At 70.8% G+C, this 18,253-nt stretch carries 16 protein-coding genes; 5 read left to right on the forward strand and 11 right to left on the reverse strand.

Translation table 11 applies throughout. The features are described 5' to 3' along the window. Positions 1-36: 36 nt before the first annotated feature. The gene (locus ALI22I_RS32515) at positions 37-3,414 is read right to left on the reverse strand and encodes a pyruvate carboxylase (RefSeq protein ID WP_077009409.1); all 3,378 of its coding nucleotides are present in this window, start codon (positions 3,412-3,414) and stop codon (positions 37-39) included. Between the two features lie 459 nt (positions 3,415-3,873). Between ALI22I_RS32515 and ALI22I_RS32520 the strand changes: the two genes are divergently transcribed. Then, positions 3,874-5,139, forward strand: coding sequence for a hypothetical protein (locus tag ALI22I_RS32520; RefSeq protein ID WP_238598701.1), 1,266 nt, complete (start codon positions 3,874-3,876; stop codon positions 5,137-5,139). A 204-nt stretch (positions 5,140-5,343) separates the two neighbouring features. Here the strand turns inward: ALI22I_RS32520 and ALI22I_RS32525 are convergent, their stop codons facing one another. The 3 genes from ALI22I_RS32525 to ALI22I_RS32535 all read right to left on the reverse strand — a co-directional run bounded on the left by ALI22I_RS32525 (position 5,344) and on the right by ALI22I_RS32535 (position 10,132). Further along, positions 5,344-6,153 (reverse strand): hypothetical protein, encoded by an 810-nt coding sequence (locus ALI22I_RS32525; RefSeq protein ID WP_077009411.1) that lies wholly within the window; start codon positions 6,151-6,153, stop codon positions 5,344-5,346. Between the two features lie 152 nt (positions 6,154-6,305). Continuing rightward, positions 6,306-8,489 (reverse strand): ATP-dependent DNA helicase RecG, encoded by a 2,184-nt coding sequence (gene recG, locus ALI22I_RS32530; protein WP_077009412.1) that lies wholly within the window; start codon positions 8,487-8,489, stop codon positions 6,306-6,308. A 14-nt stretch (positions 8,490-8,503) separates the two neighbouring features. After that, the gene (locus tag ALI22I_RS32535; RefSeq protein WP_077009413.1) at positions 8,504-10,132 is read right to left on the reverse strand and encodes a DAK2 domain-containing protein; all 1,629 of its coding nucleotides are present in this window, start codon (positions 10,130-10,132) and stop codon (positions 8,504-8,506) included. A 145-nt stretch (positions 10,133-10,277) separates the two neighbouring features. Here ALI22I_RS32535 and rpmB point away from each other — a divergent pair, with 145 nt between their 5' ends. Then, the gene (gene rpmB, locus ALI22I_RS32540; RefSeq protein ID WP_033437952.1) at positions 10,278-10,469 is read left to right on the forward strand and encodes a 50S ribosomal protein L28; all 192 of its coding nucleotides are present in this window, start codon (positions 10,278-10,280) and stop codon (positions 10,467-10,469) included. Between the two features lie 135 nt (positions 10,470-10,604). On the opposite strand, the gene ALI22I_RS32545 is transcribed toward rpmB, so the two are convergent. The 4 genes from ALI22I_RS32545 to ALI22I_RS32560 are packed head-to-tail and all read right to left on the reverse strand — an operon-like array spanning position 10,605 to position 13,294. Further along, positions 10,605-11,279 (reverse strand): uracil-DNA glycosylase, encoded by a 675-nt coding sequence (locus tag ALI22I_RS32545; protein ID WP_077009414.1) that lies wholly within the window; start codon positions 11,277-11,279, stop codon positions 10,605-10,607. A 14-nt stretch (positions 11,280-11,293) separates the two neighbouring features. Continuing rightward, complete coding sequence (locus tag ALI22I_RS32550) at positions 11,294-11,815, reverse strand: gamma carbonic anhydrase family protein (RefSeq protein WP_077009415.1); 522 nt, start codon at positions 11,813-11,815, stop codon at positions 11,294-11,296. A 28-nt stretch (positions 11,816-11,843) separates the two neighbouring features. After that, the gene (locus tag ALI22I_RS32555) at positions 11,844-12,275 is read right to left on the reverse strand and encodes a GNAT family N-acetyltransferase (RefSeq protein WP_443216988.1); all 432 of its coding nucleotides are present in this window, start codon (positions 12,273-12,275) and stop codon (positions 11,844-11,846) included. 53 nt (positions 12,276-12,328) lie between these two features. Then, positions 12,329-13,294: a thiamine-phosphate kinase gene (locus tag ALI22I_RS32560; RefSeq protein WP_077009417.1), complete on the reverse strand. Its 966-nt coding sequence runs from the start codon at positions 13,292-13,294 to the stop codon at positions 12,329-12,331. 96 nt (positions 13,295-13,390) lie between these two features. On the opposite strand from ALI22I_RS32560, the gene ALI22I_RS32565 reads away from it, so the two are divergent. Together ALI22I_RS32565 and ALI22I_RS32570 are read left to right on the forward strand one after the other, a co-directional pair. Beyond that, on the forward strand, positions 13,391-13,624 hold the full coding sequence (locus tag ALI22I_RS32565; RefSeq protein WP_077009418.1) for an Lrp/AsnC family transcriptional regulator: 234 nt from the start codon (positions 13,391-13,393) through the stop codon (positions 13,622-13,624). A gap of 20 nt (positions 13,625-13,644) precedes the next feature. Then, a complete protein-coding gene (locus ALI22I_RS32570) occupies positions 13,645-14,223 on the forward strand; it encodes a DUF3515 domain-containing protein (protein WP_077009419.1) in 579 nt (192 codons plus the stop codon). Here the strand turns inward: ALI22I_RS32570 and ALI22I_RS32575 are convergent. Both ALI22I_RS32575 and pdxR read right to left on the reverse strand, forming a co-directional pair. Further along, positions 14,220-15,287, reverse strand: a complete 1,068-nt coding sequence (locus ALI22I_RS32575) for a D-alanine--D-alanine ligase family protein (RefSeq protein ID WP_077009420.1) — start codon at positions 15,285-15,287, stop codon at positions 14,220-14,222. The genes ALI22I_RS32570 and ALI22I_RS32575 overlap by 4 nt on opposite strands. Positions 15,288-15,523: 236 nt before the next feature. Further along, positions 15,524-16,918, reverse strand: coding sequence for a MocR-like pyridoxine biosynthesis transcription factor PdxR (gene pdxR, locus ALI22I_RS32580; RefSeq protein ID WP_077009421.1), 1,395 nt, complete (start codon positions 16,916-16,918; stop codon positions 15,524-15,526). A 66-nt stretch (positions 16,919-16,984) separates the two neighbouring features. Between pdxR and ALI22I_RS32585 the strand changes: the two genes are divergently transcribed. Then, entirely contained in the window at positions 16,985-17,632 is a 648-nt protein-coding gene (locus tag ALI22I_RS32585) for a pyridoxamine 5'-phosphate oxidase family protein (RefSeq protein WP_077009422.1), read from the forward strand. On the opposite strand, the gene ALI22I_RS32590 is transcribed toward ALI22I_RS32585, so the two are convergent. Next, positions 17,616-18,083, reverse strand: coding sequence for a cysteine dioxygenase (locus ALI22I_RS32590; protein WP_077009423.1), 468 nt, complete (start codon positions 18,081-18,083; stop codon positions 17,616-17,618). The genes ALI22I_RS32585 and ALI22I_RS32590 overlap by 17 nt on opposite strands. Between the last annotated feature and the right edge of the window lie 170 nt (positions 18,084-18,253).

The raw sequence follows: 18,253 nt of genomic DNA on the forward strand, positions 1-18,253 counted from the left end.
GCGCCCTCGGGCACCCGGCTCCTCGTCGACGAACCGTCAGTCGAGCACGATCAGCAGATCGCCGCCCTCAACCTGCTGCACACCCCGCACGGCCAACCGCTTCACCCGACCGGCCTTGGGCGCGGTGATCGCCGCCTCCATCTTCATAGCCTCGATAGTCGCGATGGTCTGACCCACCTCGACCTCGTCCTCCTCCGCCACGCTGGGCGTGACCACCCCCGCGAACGGCGCCGCGACGTGACCCGGATTCCCGCGGTCCGCCTTCTCCGCCACCGGCACCTCGGCCGCGATCGACCGATCGCGCACCTGAATCGGCCGGAGCTGCCCGTTCAACGTCGCCATCACCGTGCGGATACCGCGCTCATCCGCCTCACCGATCGCCTCCAGCCCGATCAGCAGCCGCACCCCCGGCTCCAGATCGACCTGGTACTCCTCCCCCGGCTTCAACCCGTAGAAGAAGTCCTTGCTACCCAGCACACTCGTGTCGCCATACGCGTCCCGGTGCGCCTGGAACTCCTTCGTAGGCGCCGGGAACAGCAGCCGGTTGAGCGTGCTGCGGCGATCGTCCTCCAACCCCTTCACGTCATCATCGGTCAGCTCCGCCACACCCTTCGGCGCCGCACGCCCCTGCAACGCCTTGCTGCGGAACGGCTCCGGCCACCCGCCAGGCGGGTCGCCCAGCTCACCGTGCAGGAACCCGATCACCGACGCCGGGATGTCGTACCGCCCCGGGTCCGCCTCGAACTCCTGCGGCGACACACCCGCGCCGACCAGGTGCAACGCCAGATCGCCCACCACCTTGGACGACGGCGTCACCTTCACCAGCCGACCCAGCATCCGGTCCGCCGCCGCGTACATGGACTCGATCTCCTCGAACTTCTGCCCGAGCCCGAGCGCGACCGCCTGCGTACGCAGGTTCGACAGCTGCCCACCAGGAATCTCATGCGAGTACACCCGACCGGTAGGCCCGGGAATCCCCGACTCGAACGGCGCGTAGACCTTGCGCACCGACTCCCAGTACGGCTCCAGGTCGCACACCGCCCGCAGGTCCAAGCCCGTAGCCCGCTCGGTGTAATCGGTCGCCGCCACGATCGCCGACAACGGCGGCTGCGACGTCGTGCCCGCCATCGACGCCACCGCACCGTCCACCGCGTCCACACCGGACTGGATGGCCGCCAGGTACGTGGCCAGCTGCCCACCCGCCGTGTCATGCGTGTGCAGGTGGACCGGCAGGTCGAACTCCTTGCGCAGCGCGCTCACCAACCGTGCCGCAGCCGGCGGGCGCAGCAGACCCGCCATGTCCTTCACCGCGAGCACGTGCGCGCCCGCGCCCACGATCTGCTCGGCCAGCTTCAGGTAGTAGTCGAGCGTGTAGATGCGCTCGTCCGGGTTCGACAAATCAGACGTGTAGCAGAGGCACACCTCCGCGACCGCCGTGCCCGTCTCGCGCACCGCCTCGATCGCCGGCCGCATCTGCTCGACGTCGTTGAGCGCGTCGAAAATGCGGAAGATGTCGATCCCGGTCTTCGTCGCTTCCTCGACGAACGCGCTGGTCACAGCCTCGGGATAGGGCGTGTAGCCGACCGTGTTGCGACCGCGCAGCAGCATCTGGAGGGTGATGTTCGGTACCGCCTCGCGCAGTGCGGCGAGCCGTTCCCACGGGTCCTCGGCGAGGAAGCGCAGCGCCACGTCGTACGTCGCGCCGCCCCACGCCTCCAAGGACAGCAACTGCGGCGCCATACGGGCCACGTGCGGCGCGACGGCGAGCAGGTCCTTGGTGCGCACGCGGGTGGCGAGCAGGGACTGGTGCGCGTCGCGGAACGTGGTGTCCGTGACCCCCAACGCCTTGCTCTCCCGCATCCAACGGGCGAAACCCTCCGGGCCCAGCTCGTCCAGCCTCTGCTTGGACCCCGCCGGCGGCTCGGCGTTCAGGTCCACCACCGGCAGCTTCACCTTCGGATCCACAACGGACGGACGCGGGCCGTTCGGCTTGTTCACCGTCACGTCGGCCAGGTAGGTGAGCATGCGCGTGCCGCGGTCGGCGGAGTGCCGGGCGGTGAGCAGGTGCGGGTGCTTCTCGATGAACGAGGTGGTGACACGGCCCTCGTAGAAGTCCTCGACGTCCAGCACCGCCTGGAGGAACGGGATGTTCGTGGACACGCCCCGGATGCGGAACTCGGCCACCGCGCGACGGGCGCGGGCCACCGCGGCGGAGAACGTCCGTCCGCGGCAGGTGAGCTTGACCAGCATCGAGTCGAAGTGCGCGCCCACGGCCGTGCCGACGCCGATGGTGCCGCCGTCCAGGCGGACGCCCGAGCCGCCCGGCGAGCGGTAGGCGCTGATCATGCCGGTGTCCGGGCGGAAACCGTTGGCCGGGTCCTCGGTGGTGATGCGGCACTGGAGGGCCGCGCCGCGCAGCTGCACGGTGTCCTGGCTCAGGCCGAGGTCGTCGAGGGACTCACCGCCCGCGATGCGCATCTGCGACTGCACCAGGTCCACGTCGGTGACCTCTTCGGTGACCGTGTGCTCGACCTGGATGCGGGGGTTCATCTCGATGAAGACGTAGTTGCCGTGCGGGTCGAGCAGGAACTCGACGGTGCCGGCGTTGCGGTAGCCGATGTGCCGGGCGAACCGGACCGCGTCGTTGCACATCCGCTCGCGCAGTTCGGGGTCGAGGTTCGGCGCGGGCGCGATCTCGATGACCTTCTGGTGCCGGCGCTGCACCGAGCAGTCCCGCTCGAACAGGTGCATCACGTTGCCCTCGCCGTCGGCGAGGATCTGCACCTCGATGTGCCGCGGCTCGATCACGGCCTGTTCGAGGAACACCGTCGGGTCGCCGAACGCGGACTCCGCCTCGCGTGATGCGGCTTCCAGGGCTTCGCGGAGCCCGCTCTCGTGCTCGACGCGACGCATGCCACGTCCGCCGCCGCCCGCGACGGCCTTGACGAAGACGGGGAACGTGATGTCCTCGGCGGCCCGGAGCAGGGCGTCGATATCGCTCGACGGGTCGCTGGACTTGAGCACCGGGAGGCCGGCTTCACGGGCCGCGGCGATGGCACGGGCCTTGTTGCCGGTCAGTTCGAGCACGTCCGAGGGCGGGCCGACGAACGTGATGCCAGCGTCCGCGCAGGCCTTGGCCAGCTCCGGGTTCTCGGACAGGAAGCCGTAGCCGGGGTAGACCGCGTCGGCACCGGCCTTGCGGGCGGCCTTGATGATCTCTTCCACGGACAGGTAGGCCCGGACGGGGTGGCCGGGCTCGCCGATCTCGTAGGACTCGTCGGCCTTCAGCCGGTGCAGGGAGTTGCGGTCCTCGTGCGGGAAGACGGCAACCGTGCCGGCGCCCAGTTCGTAGGCGGCGCGAAAGGCCCGGATCGCGATCTCGCCGCGGTTGGCGACAAGAACCTTGCGGAACATGCGGCGTTCCCTCCCGGTTACTCGGCGAGTCCGGCCCGACCTCGCGCGCAGGACTCGGTGAATCAAGGCACGCTACCGTGCGCTTCCCGACCCTCGGGAGTTCCATCTCACGTGACGGACGTCATCGTGATCGGTCACTCTCCCGGTCGAGGTGGGTGCGACCTCCGGGCCACGTCCTGGGATTCTCCCTTGCCCGGACGGCTTGCGCAGCCCCCGCCGGGGTCGTTGCCAGTGGCGTATTGACGATCTCGTACAGCGATGTTTAGCGAGCGCCCGTTCACCCCACACGCTGGATCACCGACCCGTTACGGTGCGTTCCCCATATCGGGTGACTACCACAGGCGACTTCTCGGTAGGGTTGGCCGCATGGCCGGGGCTGAAGGGACTGGGCAGCCTGCTGCCCGCACCCATTTCGACGTCGTTCTGCGCGGGTACAACCAGCGCCAGGTGAACGAGCGGGTGACACGACTCGAGTTCGACCTCAAGAACTCGAACAGGGCGCGGGAGACCGCGTCGGCCCAAGCAGCCGAGTTGGGCAAGCTGCTCAGCTCGACACGTGCCGAGTTGGACAAGGTGAAGGCGCAGCTGAGCAAACTCGCCTCCAGTCCGACCAGCGCCACCAACGTCACCGAGCGCGTGCGCGTGATGATGACGTTGGCCGAGGAGGAGATCGCCGACATCCGCAAGGACGCCCTGGACAAGGCGAACGCCACCCGGGCCCAGGCCGATCGCGAGGCGGCCGAGGGCAAGGCGATGCACCAGCGGGCGATGGGCGAGCTGGAGGACCGGCGTCGGCAGCTGGAGGCGGCCCACCAGCAGCGGACCAAGGAGCTGGAGCTGCAGTACGACGAGCGCCGCACCGAGCTGGAGCGGTCGCACGAGGAGCTGCGGACCAAGCTGACCGGCGAGCACGAGGCGCTGATGGCCGAGGTCCGGGCCGACCGCGAGCGGCTGACCGCGGACTTCGAGGCGAAGACCGCGGAGCTGGAGGCCAAGCGGGTCGAGCTGGAGCAGAAGTACAAGGGCTACCACGACGACCTCGACAAGGAGTACGACGAGCTGCGCACCAAGCTCCGCAAGGAGCACGAGGTGCACGTGGTCGAGGCCAAGGCGGAGGCCGCGAAGCTGCTCGAAACCGCGCGCACCGAGACCGCGGAGCTGCGCGCCGAGACCGAGAAGCAGATCGCCGAGCTGGAGGCCGAGGCCCGGGCCAAGGCCGAGAAGGCGGTGGCCGAGGCCAACGCCAGCGCGGAGAAGACGATCACCGAGGCGGACGCCCACGCCGACCGCCGCACCACGGCGGCGGACGCCAAGCTCGCCGAACTGCACCGCGTGCACCAGGAAGTGAGCGCGCAGTTCGCCGCGGCCCAGGCGGCGGTGTCCCGAGCGGTCGCCACCCTCACGCCGCTGGACGAAGAGGCAGCGGCCGACGCCTCGACCGAGCCGGAGCCGGCGACGAAACCGACGGCCGACGCGAAGCCGTCCACCAACGCCAAGCCCACCGACGCCAAGCCCACCGACGCCAAGCCCACCGACGCCAAGCCCACCGACGCGAAGCCCACCGACGCGAAGCCCGCCGCAGCCAGGCCCGCGGCCACCAAGCCCGCAGCAGCCACCAAGGCGGCCGGCACCAGGGCCACGGACACCAAGGCGAAGGACGCCGACCCGTCCGAACAGCCGACCGCCCAGCTGCCGATCCCCAAGTCCGGCAAGCAGGTCAAATAGACCGGACGCGCCCGACCCGCCCGAAATTGTCGGACCCCGCCAGTAGAATTAAAAACAGGGGTCCCCTAGGCCGCGACCCCTGCAGAGCACTGCTTGCACGGCCCGAGCACTGCTCGCACGCCTTTCGGCATACCGGCTCGGGCTACCGACTTTCCGGACCACGAACTACCGGACCCCAGGACCCCGGACCACCGGTCTTCCGGGCTACTGGGGCAGCTGGTCGGCCGGGACGACCTCGCCTTGGTCCGGCACGGTGATCTCGACCGGCTTGCCCCAGTCGCGGAACCGGGTGGTGGACTGCTTGACGACCTTGCCGTCCAGCTCGAACCGGTACTCCGCCTTCAGCGGCGCGTTCGTGTCGTCCACCCACACCGTCGCGGCGATCTTCACCCCGTACTCGGCCAGCTGGGTGTGCTGCAACTGGATGTCCTGGTTCTCGATGACCTTCGCCATCTTCAACGGGTCCACCACCAGGTCGAACCGGGTAGCCGGCACTCCGTCCAACTGCTCGGTCCCCTTGTTCACGATCAACGCCGCCCGCGGCTGCACGTAGTCGAGTTCCGCGCCCACCGTGGCGCTGGGCCCGAAGCCGCGCAGCAACGCGGACACCTCACCGCCGTTCGCCGCCGTGTAGAAGCCCCACTTCTTGCCCTCGGGCATCGGCGCGCCCTCGACCTGCACGTACATGCCGTCGCGGACGACCACCAGCGCGATCTTCTTCGGCTGCCCGCCGGTCGACACGTCCATCGTCATCGACCCGGCCTGCCCGTCGGCGTCCTGCCGCACCGCGCCGTCCACGACGTTGCGCACCTCGGTGGCCTGCCCGTCGGACGCGAAGCCCTCGGTGTGGAACAGCGCCGTCCCCAGCTCGGCCCGCCGCTGCTCGATGCGCTCGGCGAGCACCGCCAGATCGCCCTTGGGCAGCGACGACGTGGTGGGAGCCGGATCACCGGCCGGAGCGGCCGTGCAGGCCACCAACGCCAGCGGAACGAGGGCGAGCAGGAATCGGCGCACGAGTCAGGGTACCCAGCCGCGAGATCGCAACTTCCAGGCGACCAGCCCACCGTCTGCGAAGCACGGCCCACCCACCCCGCGAGGTCGCGACTTCCCAGGCGACCTCGCCCCGCCGTCTGCGGAGCAGCGGCAATTCAACACGGCCATTCAAATCAAGCCTTCTCCAGGTACTCCGCGCGCTCGTCGTCCAGCAGCCCGGCCACCAACCCGGCCAGACCGGGGTGCGCGGCCAGTTCCGGGTCCGCCTCCACGACTTCCTGCGCCACCACCCGTGCCTCGGCGATCACGTCCTCGTCGCGCAGCAGCGACAGCATCTTCAACCCCGACCGCCGCCCGGACTGGGCCGCGCCGAGGATGTCGCCCTCGCGCCGCAACTCCAGGTCCAGCTGCGCCAGCTCGAAACCATCCAAAGTGGACTCGACCGCGCGCAGCCGTTCCATCGTGGAGGTACCGTCCGGCATCTCGGTCACCAGCAGGCACAGCCCCGGTGCGCTGCCCCGCCCGACCCGGCCGCGCAGCTGGTGCAGCTGGCTCACGCCGAACCGGTCCGCGTCCATGATCACCATCACGGTCGCGTTCGGCACGTTCACGCCGACCTCGACCACCGTCGTGGCGACCAGCACCTGCACCTCGTTCGCCGCGAACGCCCGCATCACGGCGTCCTTGTCGTCGGCGGGCATCCGACCGTGCAGGATGTCGATCCGCAGCCCCCGCAACGGCCCCTCCGCCAGCCGGTTCGCCACGTCCACCACGGCCAGCGGCGGCCTGCGATCCGAACCATCCTCCTTCGGCGGCTCCGCCGACCCCGAGTCCTCCGACTCGCCGTCACCGATGCGCGGGCACACCACGTAAACCTGGTGGCCCTTGCGCACCTCCTCGTGGATGCGCTGCCAGGCCCGGTCCAGCCACCCCGGCTTCGACGCCACCGGCACCACCGACGTGCTGATCGGCGACCGCCCCTGCGGCAATTCGCGCAGCGCGGACACCTCCAAGTCGCCGTACACCGTCATCGCCACCGTGCGCGGGATGGGCGTGGCCGTCATCACCAGCACGTGCGGCGTGGACCCGCCCGCACGCCCGCTCAACGCGGCCCGCTGCTCCACCCCGAACCGGTGCTGCTCGTCCACCACGACCAGCCCCAGGTCGGCGAACTCCACCTTGTCCTGGATCAACGCGTGCGTGCCGACCACGATCCCGGCCTCACCGGACACGATCTCCAACAACGCCCGCTTCCGCGCCGGCGCGCCCATCGACCCGGTCAGCAACGTCACCCGTGTCGCGTGCTCGGCCCCGCCCAGCTCACCGGCCTGCCCGAGATCACCCAACAACTCCCGCAACGACCGCGCGTGCTGAGCCGCCAACACCTCGGTCGGCGCGAGCATGGCCGCCTGCCGCCCGGCATCGACGACCTGCAACATCGCCCGCAACGCAACTATCGTCTTCCCCGACCCGACTTCCCCCTGGAGCAGCCGGTTCATCGGGTGCTCGCCGGACAGGTCCTGGGCGATCTGCTCGCCGACCTCGCTCTGCCCCGCTGTCAGCTTGAACGGCAGCCGCGCTTCGAAGGCGTCCCGCACCAACCCGGACCGGGGTGGGCACGCGGGCGCGGGGCGGGCCGTGGCCGAACGGCGGCGTTGCGCCAGGGCCAGCTGCACGGCCATCGCCTCGTCCCACTTCAGCCGCTGCTGCGCGACGGTGATCGCCGCCCAGCCGTCCGGCCGGTGGATGTCCCGCAGCGCCTTCTCCAGCGGGATCAGCCCGCGGGCGGCCCGCAGCGACTCGGGCAGCGGGTCCTCGGTCACCCCGTCCCACACCGCGAGCACCTGCTCCACGCAGTTGGACACGTTCCACGACTGGATGCCCTGCGCCGCCGGGTAGACCGGGATGAACGCGCCCGCGAAGTCGGCAGCGTTCTCGTCCTCGCCGTCGAGCACCTGGTAGTCGGGGTGGGCCAGTTGCAGCTTGCCGTTGAACATGCCGACCTTGCCCGCGAACATCGCCTCGCGCCCCGGCAGCAGCTCCCGCTCGATCTTCCGCGAGCCGCGCCCGAAGAACACCAGGTGCAGGTCGCTGGTGCCGTCGGTGATCACGGCCTCCAGCAGTTCGCCGCTGCGCGATTTCATCCGCCGCTGCCGCGCGCTCTTCACCCGCGCCTGCACCGTGACGTGCTCGCCCATCTCCAGCTTGGCGATCTCGGTCAGCTTGCCGCGCTCGTCGTAGCGGCGCGGGTAGTGCCGCAGCAGCTCACCGACCGTGGCCAGGCCGAGCCCGGCCTCCAGCGCGTCGGCGCTCTTCTTGCCGAGCACCGACACCAGCTTCTCGTCGAAGGTCGTCATCTCGGCCCATTCAACTACTCGACACCGACAACCAGCAGCGCGTCCCGCTGTCCGCCCTGGTAGGCGGCCAGTTCCACCTCCGGGTGGGCGACGCGGAGGTGATCTTCCAGCACCCGCTCGACCCCGTCCGGGGCGGCCCGCCCCAACAGCACGGTGACCAGTTCGCCGCCGCTGGCCAGCATCCGGTCGACCAGCCGGCACGCCAGGTCGCCGACGTCGGCCCCACCGGGTTCGATGAGCACGACCTCGCCGTCCACCATGCCGAGCAGGTCACCGGGCTGGCACCGGCCGACCCAGGTGATCGCCTCGCGCTCGGACACCGCGACCTCTCCGCGCCGGGTGGCCGCCGCGGCCTCGGCCATGGCCACCACGTCGTCACCGGCACGCCGTGACGGCGAGTGCACGGCCAGCGCCGCCAGCGCCTGCACCGGCGAGAACGTCGGCACGACCACGACGTCCTGACCTGCGGCGACGGCCTGCGCCACGGCTTCGTCCAGCGGTTCGCGCAACGCAGGCTCAGCGGGCAGCACGGTCACCTGCCGCGCCCGCGTGCTCACCACCACGGCCAGCAGGTCGGCGGCCGTCACCGTGTCACCGGGCTCGAACACCACCGCGCCCTCGGACCGGAACAGCTCGGCCGCGCCCTCGCCGTCGACCAGCACGACGATCGCCCGGTCGCGCACGAACCGGGGCGCCTGGGCGGCGATCTGGTCGGCGAACCGGGCCACCGTGATCCGGTGCGGCCGACCGGTCCGGATGCCCGCCTCGACGGCCGCGCCGATGTCGTTGCAGTGCACGTGCACCGTCCACAGCCCGGCGCCGTCGCCGACCACGGACACGCAGTCGCCGATCGCCTGCAACTCGCCCTTCAGCCGCTCGACCTGCGGCGACCCGTCCTCCGCCCCGGTCTCTGCCCCGTCCGGCACCCCGTCCAGCAGGTACATGACCTCGTACTCGAACTCCGACGACCCGGCCTCACGCGCGGTGGTGAGGGAGTCGCGCGGCACCGTGACGGCCACCGGCGCGTCCTCGACCGCCCGCCCGGTGATCACCGCCGCCAACGTGTCCAGCAGCACGACCAGCCCGCGCCCACCCGCGTCGACCACACCAGCGCGCGCCAGCACGGCCAGTTGACGGGGTGTGTTCGCCAACGCCTCCGCACCGGCCTTGGCCGCGACCGTCACGACGTCGTCCAGGTCGTCGGACGCGCAGTCCCGAGCCGCCTCGGCCGCCACGTGCAGCACGGACAGCACAGTGCCCGCGACCGGTTTCGACACGGCGGCGGTGGCCAGCACGTCGGCCCGCAGCAACGCCCGCCGGAACGAGGACCCGGACATCGTGGAGGCGCTCTGCGCGCCCTCGGCGAGGCCGCGCAGCACCTGCGACAGGATCACCCCGGAGTTACCGCGCGCCCCGGCCAGCGCCCCTCGCGCGAGGGCCCCCAACGCCGCCCCGACGTTGTCCACCGGTGTCCTCAACAACGCGTCCAACGCCGACCTCATGGTCTGGAGCAGGTTCGTCCCGGTGTCCCCGTCCGGTACCGGGAACACGTTGATGCGATCCAGGTCCTCCCGGTTGGCGTCCAGGGATCGAACGCAGGCGTCCGCCCACTGGCGCACAGCGACCGCATCGAGAGCCTGCATGGCGGCGAGAGTATTCGACCCGGTTTGGTGGCAGAACGGCCCACCGGCTACCCTGACTGGGTTGCCATGCCCGGCTGAGGCTTGTGCACGCTTGCGCGCCCGCCGGGGCGTGAGTACCGATCAGAAACCTTAAGGAGTGGCTGACGTGGCTGCCGTGTGCGACGTCTGTGGCAAGGGGCCGGGCTTCGGCCATTCTGTCTCGCACTCCCACCGGAAGACGAACCGCCGGTGGAACCCGAACATTCAGACCGTGCGCGCGAAGGTTTCCTCTTCGACGCGGCAGCGGCTGAACGTGTGCACCTCCTGCCTGAAGGCCGGCAAGGTGGTGCGCGGCTGAGACCCGCGCCTGAAGCTTGTCGAAGGCCCCCGGGATTCACATCCCGGGGGCCTTCTGGCGTTCTACGCGTTCTGAACGTTCAACTCACGCGTTCGGAGCGTTGGACACGCGCGTGCTGGACGTTGGACACGCGGGTTAGGGGAGCTTCCAGTCGACGGGGGCCGCGCCCTGGCGCATGAGCAGGTCGTTGGCCTTGCTGAACGGCTTGGAGCCGAAGAAACCGCCCGCGGCCGACAGCGGGCTCGGGTGGACCGACTCGACGCAGCGGTCCGCGCCCAGCAGCGGCTTGAGAGCGCGCGCCTGACTGCCCCACAGGATCGCGACCAGTGGGGCGTCCCGCTCGGCCAACGCCTTGATCGCCTGCTCGGTCACCGGCTCCCAGCCCTTGTTCCGGTGGGAGTTGGACTTGCCCGGCTGCACCGTGAGCGCCCGGTTGAGCAGCAGCACGCCCTGCTCGGTCCACGGCGTCAGGTCGCCGTTGGACGGCTTCGGGTGCCCCAGGTCGGACATGTACTCGGTGTAGATGTTGACCAGGCTCTTCGGGATCGGCCGGGTCTCCGGCGACACCGAGAAGCTCAGGCCCACCGCGTGCCCCGGCGTCGGGTACGGGTCCTGGCCGACGATCAGCACCCGCACGGAGTGGAACGGCTGTTGGAACGCGCGGAGCACGTTCTCCCCGGCGGGCAGGTATGTCCGCCCGGCGGCTACCTCCGCCCGCAGGAACTCGCCCATCGCGGCGATCCGATCGGCCACGGGCGCGAGTGCCGCGGCCCAGCCGGCTTCCATGATTTCCTCAAGCGGACGTGCCACGGCGGGACCCTATCTCAGTCCAGCCGTCGCAGCCCCTTGCGGTACAGCAAGATGTTGTCCACGTACTTGTCGACCGCGAACTGCCAGGCGCCGTCCGGCACGACGTACCCCTCGCGCACCTTCGCGGGCACGCCGAGCGCCATCGACCGGGCCGGCACGTGCCCGTCGAACGACACCACCGCGCCCGCGCCGACGATCGCGCCGGTCTCCACCACGGCGCCGTTGAGCACCACCGCTCCGGACGCGATCAGGCACTTGTCGGCGATGGTCGCGCCCTCGATGTGCACGTTGTGCCCGATGACGCACTCCGCGCCGATCAGCGTCGGGTGGACCTCGGTGCAGTGCACCACCGTGCCGTCCTGGACCGACGTCCGCGCGCCGACCTCGATGCGCCCGTAGTCCCCGCGCAGCACGGCCTGCGGCCACACGGACGCGTGCGCGCCGATCCGGACGTCGCCGATCACGGTCGCGTCGGGGTGCACGTAGGCGTCCGGGTGGATCACCGGCTCCGAGTCGCCCAACGCGTAGATCGCCATCGCGGTTCCTCCCCGACCCTGAGTTCGTTCAGAGCTCCTTCGCGAAGCACAGGCTTTCCGGATGATGCCGGTAGACACCGAAGTTGTCGATGCGCGCGTACCCGCTGGACTCGTAGAGCTTGATCGCCTCGGGCTGCCGCAACCCGGTCTCCAGCACCATCCGCCGGCGCCCGGCCTCCAGCGCCGTGGTTTCCAGCGACGCCAGCACGACCCGCGCCAACCCGCGTCCACGCAGGGCGTCCGCCACGTACATGCGCTTGATCTCGGCGTCGCCGGGCCGCAGCGAGTCCCGCGCCTCGTCGTGGGCGCGCCACCCGCCGCAGGCCACCGGCTCGCCGTCCACGTACCCGACCGCGAAGTACCCCAGGGGTGGGGCGAACTCGGCCGGGTCGACCGGCGTGACGTCACCGTCGCCGTAGCGGTCCACGAAGACCTGCTGGAGATCGGCGATCAGCTTCATCGAGTCTGGATGATCATACGCGAGCGTGAATAGTTCCACACTCTCCAGGCTACCTAGCGCCAGTGCTCCCAGCCAGGGGGTTTCTCGTACGCCCGGCCGTCCACGGTCACCCCGCTGCCGTGCCGGACCGTGCCGATCGTGCGCCACCCCTCGGGCACCGCCGCCGGCTCCGGGAACGTCGCCGCCAGCGCGTGATCCTCGCCACCGGTCAACGCCCAGTGCCGGGCGTCCGCGCCGAGCGCCGCCGCCACGTCGATCAGTCGCGGGTGCACCTCCAGCAACTCGGTGCGGATGTCGATGCCGATACCCGACTCGTCCGCGATGTGCCCGAGATCGGCCAGCAGGCCGTCCGAGACGTCGATCATCGCCGTCGCGCCCGCCGCCGCGGCCTGGGGTCCGGCGGCGTATGGGGGTTCGGGATTCCGCTGCGCGCCGACGACCGCGACCGGCGACCGGAACCCGCGCTGGAGCACGGCCAGTCCGCCCGCCGCCCAACCGAGCCGCCCGCACACCGCGACGACATCACCCACTTGTGCCCCCGATCGGGTGACGGGCTCCAACCCGCCCATATCGCCCATCGCGGTAACGGAGATCACCAGTGTCGCGGACGACACCATGTCGCCCCCGACCACGCCGGCGCCCGCGACCGTCGCCTCCTGCCACAGGCCGGCGGTGATCCCCTCGACCACAGAGGACGGCGTGTCGGCCGGGCACGCCAAACCGATCAGCAGGGCGGTCGGCATCGCGCCCATGGCAACGACATCAGCCAGGTTCACGGCCGCCGCCTTGCGGCCCACCTGCTCTGGGGACGACCAGTCGAGTCTGAAGTGGACACCTTCGACGAGCACGTCGGTGGACACCACCACGCGGCCGTCGGGCGCCGCGACCACAGCCGCGTCGTCACCAGGCCCGAGCAGGGTGGTGGGCGGCTGCGTCCGACCTGCCGTCACACGGCGGATGAGACCGAACTCACCCACTTCAGCGACCGTGTCCGCGTTCCGCGGCGGCTCCGGACGCAAGATTGCCTCCCGTTCTGAGCATTCGGAACCCCAACTGGGGTACGTTGCTGTGCAGTTCCTACCCCGACCTAACCTGTCGCGACGAAGGGGCACGCCGTGGTGCACGCATACATCCTCATCCAGACCGAGGTCGGGAAGGCAGCCGCCGTTGCGGCAGAGATCTCCGGCATCCCCGGGGTGGCCACCGCGGAAGACGTCACCGGCCCGTACGACGTCATCGTCCGGGCCGACGCCGAGACCGTGGACCAGTTGGGACAGCTCGTGGTCGCCCGTATCCAGAACGTGGAGGGCATCACACGAACCCTGACCTGCCCGGTGGTCCACCTGTAGGTCCGTGTTGTCATAACCGGGTGGCACAGGAACCGGAACCCGCGTCGCTGCTCCCCCGTCCGCTGCTCGCCGTGGCCTTGGGCCTGCCGGCGCTGCTCGCGGCGGGTGTCGCGGCGGTGGGCCTCTTCCTCGGCGCGGGTGGCAAGGACGACCCCGCCGACCCGTCCGCAGAACGCTCCGGACCCGTCGCGCTGGTGCCCGTGCCGGCCCCGAAGGCCGAATCGGACGAGTGCAAGGCGCTGTTGAGCGGCCTGCCGATGCAGCTGGTGTCGAACGGCACCACGTTTCCGCGGCGGGAGTTGGCGTCGTCCGCGCCCGCCGGGGCTTTGGCGTGGGGTGACGCGAAACACGAGCCGGTCGTGCTGCGGTGTGGTCTGGACCGTCCGGCTGACCTCACGCCGACCTCCGAGCTGCGGACGATCTCCGACGTGGACTGGCTGGTGGTGTCCGAGGCCGGGTCGTCCACCTGGTACGTGGTGGACCGGCCGGTGTACGTGGCGCTGACCGTGCCGTCGGACGCGGGCACGGGACCCCTGCAGGACATCTCGACCACGATCCGAGACACGCTCGCCAAGGGCCCCGTGCGCACCACGGGTTAACGCAGGCCGGTGCCGCGGGCGATCGCGGTGTCGACCAGCGTGGTCAGCAGGGTCGGGTAGTCGATGCCCGTCTCGGCCCACATCCGCGGGTACATCGAGATCGGCGTGAAGCCGGGCATGGTGTTGACCTCGTTGACGACGAGCTCGTCGTAGTCGGTGACGAAGAAGTCGACCCGGGCCAGGCCCTGGCAGTCCAGCGCGCGGAACGCGGTGACGGCCATCTCGCGCAGGTCGCGGGCGACGTGCTCCTCCAGCTTGGCCGGGATGTCGAACTCGCACACGTCGTCGAGGTACTTGGCGTCGAAGTCGTACCAGTCGACCTCACCGCCGACGATGCGCAGCTCGGCGGGCAGCGACGCCTCGACCCGGCCGTCGGGGAACTCCAGCACACCGCACTCGACCTCGCGGCCGGAGACGGCGGCCTCGATGATCACCTTGGGGTCGGTCTTGCGGGCCAGGGCGATCGCGCTGTCCAGGTGGGCCCAGTCCACGACCTTGGAGATGCCCACCGACGACCCGGCGCGCGCCGGCTTCACGAAGACCGGCAGCCCCAACCGTTCCCGGTCTTCCTCCGTCAACGTGTCCTGCTCGCGGCGCAGCACCGCGAACTCGCCGACCGGCAGGCCCACGCCCTTGAGCAGGCGCTTGGTGAACTCCTTGTCCATGGCGACCGCGCTGGCCAGCACGCCCGGTCCCACGTACGGGATGTCCGCCAGTTCCAGCAGGCCCTGGATGGTGCCGTCCTCGCCCCACGCGCCGTGCAGGACGGGGAACACCACGTCCACGTCGGCCAGCACGTCGTTCGGCGCGACCGGCACGAGTTCCGTGCCGGACACCGGGACCAGCGAGTTGACAGTGGGCAACCGCCGGTCGCGCACCTCGAGCGCCTTGGTGTCGTCGGCGCCGATCACCCACGCGCCGGCGTCGGTGATGCCCACCGGCACGACGTCGAACCGGTCCCGGTCCAGGTGCGGCAGGACACTGCCGGCGGACAGGCAGGAGACCATGTGCTCACTGCTGCGCCCACCGAACACCACGGCGACCTTGGTCTTGCGCTGTGTCATGGCTCGGACCATACCCGGATGGCGTAACCCACCCACCGACCTTCGCCCACCCGAGCACCGAATCCGCCCCACCCCAACCCCCGAGAGTCGAACCCTCAGGCCCCCTGAGTTCAACACTCAGAACGCGCCCAACCCGACCTGAACGTTGAACTCGACCTACCTGAGCGTTCGACTCTCGCGCGTGTCCAACGTTCAGAACGCGCGTGTCCTACGTTCGGGACGCCCGAGTTGAGCGTTCAGGATGCGTGGGTGGGGGCGTTGAGGATGCGGATCAGGGTTGGGAGGGCGGAGGTCAGCTGGTCGCGGGAGCAGGCGCTGTAGCCGATGGCGGCGCCGTGGACCTTCGGGCGGCCGGCGTGGTGGCGGCTCAGGCCGTCCAGGCGCAGGCCGTGGTCGTGGGCCTCGGCCAGGACGTCGCGTTCCGCCTGCGCGGAAGACAGCGGCACGACGATGTGCGCGCCGGCGTCGTCGCCCAGCACGGGGATGCCCGCGTCGGCGAAGGCCGCCGAGAGCAGGGCTCGGCGTTCGGAGAGTTCACGTCGGAGCTTGCGGAGGTGCCGGCCCAGGTCGCCGTTGCGCGCCAGCTCCACCAGGATTCGCTGGCCCGCCGCGGACGGGCTGGTGCCGGTCCGGTCGCGGTGCGCGAGGACTTCGGCGGCGATCGGTTCCGGCGCGACCATCCAGCCGGCGCCGAGGGTCGGGGTGAGGATCTTGCTCGTCGTACCCAGGTGCACCACGACGTCCGGAGCCAGAGCCGCCAACAACGGCAACGGCGCCACGTCGTACCGCAGCTCGCCGTCGTAGTCGTCCTCGACCACCAACCACCCCTCCGCACGCGCCCGCTCCACCAACGCCACCCGCCGCGCGGCCGACATGCGCCCACCCAACGGGTACTGGTGCGCGGGCGAGCAGTACACCCCGCGCACCCCCGGCGGCACGGCCTCCACCAGCAACCCCTCGGCGTCGACGGGCGCCTGCACGACCCGCACCCCGGCCGACCGCAACGCCCACACCGCCCGCTGGTACCCCGGCTCCTCCACCGCCACCGCGTCACCGGGCCGCAGCACCGCCGACCCCAGCTCCACCAACGCCGCCGTCGTCCCGCCGGTCGCCAGCACCAGCTCCTCCCGCAACCCACCCCGCACCGCCAACCCCCGGTGCCGCAGCAGGTGCTCCGCCACCACCGCCCGGTACTCCGGCAACCCACCCCGAGCCGGCCGGAACATCGGCTGCACGTCCGCCGCCGCACGCCAAGCCCGCCGCCAAGCCGCGCGATCCAGCCCCTCGGCCCAAGGCGCCCCCGGCGCGAGATCGACCACGTCGGCAGGCACAGCCGCCACGGCAGCACGCCGGGTCCGCGACTTCAACGCACCCGGCGGCGTCGTGGTCACGTACGTCCCGGAACCGTGCCGCCCCGCGATCCAGCCCTCGGCGTGCAGCTGCTCGTACGCCGCCGCCGTCACGGTCCGGCTCACGCCGAGCCGTTCGGCCAACGCCCGCGTCGAGGGCAGCCGGTCACCGCTGCGCAGCCGTCCGTCGGCCGCCGCCGCACGCAGGGCGACCGCGAGTTGAACGGCCAACGGTTCGGCCGACGTGCGGTCCAGCACGACCGCCAGTGCCGTCTCCGACAAGTGGCCTCCTCAGAACGCCGAGAATTGGTTCTTGAAGGAGTCCACTTTACCCGAAAAGCTGACCGCATGACGCTGTCACCGACGGACCGCAGCACCATCAAGCGGGGACGCAACCGCGCCGTGACCGAACGCGAGGCGCTGCACGCGGTCCTCGACGCCGCCCTCGTCTGCCACCTGGCCGTCGTCGTGGACGACGCGCCGCTCGTGCTGCCCACCGGCTACGGCCGCGACGGCGACACCCTCTACCTGCACGGATCGACCGGCGCGCGCAGCCTCCGCCAGGCCGCGACCGGCGTGCCGGTGTGCGTCGGCGTCACGATCCTCGACGGCGTCGTCTACGCCCGCTCGGTGTTCGACCACTCGATGAACTACCGCGCCGCCGTCATCCACGGCACGGCCCTCCCGGTCACCGGTGACGACGCCAAGCGGCACGGCCTGCGCGTGATCACCGAGCACATCGCGCCCGGCTCCTGGGACTACGCCCGCCAACCGACGCCGAAGGAACTCGCCGCCACCGCCGTGCTGTCGCTGGACCTCGCCGAGGCGTCGGTGAAGATCCGCAGCAGCCCGCCCGGCGACGAGCCCGAGGACGTCGTGCGCAACGAGAAGTGGGCGGGTGTGCTGCCGGTGCGCACGGTCTGGGGCGAGCCCGAGTCGGACCCGTTGCTGATCGGCGACTGGGACGTGCCGCCGCACGTCACCGCACGGACGTAGTCCCCGACACCGGGTCGTACCGGACCGGCCGCATGGTGCGCCCGCCGTCGCGGTAGACGTGGATCGTGACGGCGGGGTCGACGCCGTCGTTGCGCACCTGGTGCGCGTACGAGGGGCCGAACACCCGCGACTGCCCGGCGACGAGGTGGTGCAGCACCTGGGTCGGGCCCGGTGTGACGATCTCCGTCAACGAGCCGCTGACCACGGTGAACGCGCCGGTGGTCACGCCGTGGTCGTGCAGGTCGGCGTGCTGGCCGGGCAACCAGCTCATCAGCCACACCTCCTGCTCGTCGGTCTTCTCCACCAGCGCGGCGAAGCGGGTGTCGGGGTCGTAGCGGAGCAGGTGGGCCCAGCGCTCCCGCCGTGCCGCCGTGTCGAGCGCGATCCGCACGGGGTGCAGCGCGGCGTGCGACTGGGGCAGGGCGATGGTGTTCTCCGGAACGGCGAACATGGTTCCTTCTCGGGGTGAGTGCGCGGAAGTGAGCGAACCCTCAGGGGCTCGCGGGACGCGGGACGATCACCGAGAAAGACAGAGCGCGCTGGCGACGAGGCTGAGGTCGATGTGACCCCGCCCGTCGATCATGGCGCGGAAAGACATGCTGACGAGAGTGGCAGCACCCC

Origin of the sequence: Saccharothrix sp. ALI-22-I (assembly GCF_001984175.1) — a bacterium.
In the GTDB taxonomy this organism is placed as follows: Bacteria; Actinomycetota; Actinomycetes; order Mycobacteriales; family Pseudonocardiaceae; genus Actinosynnema.

Bases quoted from the DNA above. Each gene is read 5' to 3' on its own strand.
- ALI22I_RS32590 (WP_077009423.1), bottom strand. From the start codon at position 18,083: ATGTTCGCCGTTCCGGAGAACACCATCGCCCTGCCCCAGTCGCACGCC.
- ALI22I_RS32550 (WP_077009415.1), bottom strand. From the start codon at position 11,815: ATGGCGATCTACGCGTTGGGCGACTCGGAGCCGGTGATCCACCCGGAC.
- ALI22I_RS32555 (WP_443216988.1), bottom strand. From the start codon at position 12,275: ATGAAGCTGATCGCCGATCTCCAGCAGGTCTTCGTGGACCGCTACGGC.
- recG (WP_077009412.1), bottom strand. From the start codon at position 8,489: ATGACGACCTTCGACGAGAAGCTGGTGTCGGTGCTCGGCAAGAAGAGC.
- ALI22I_RS32515 (WP_077009409.1), bottom strand. From the start codon at position 3,414: ATGTTCCGCAAGGTTCTTGTCGCCAACCGCGGCGAGATCGCGATCCGG.
- ALI22I_RS32575 (WP_077009420.1), bottom strand. From the start codon at position 15,287: ATGACACAGCGCAAGACCAAGGTCGCCGTGGTGTTCGGTGGGCGCAGC.
- ALI22I_RS32585 (WP_077009422.1), top strand. From the start codon at position 16,985: ATGACGCTGTCACCGACGGACCGCAGCACCATCAAGCGGGGACGCAAC.
- ALI22I_RS32535 (WP_077009413.1), bottom strand. From the start codon at position 10,132: ATGCAGGCTCTCGATGCGGTCGCTGTGCGCCAGTGGGCGGACGCCTGC.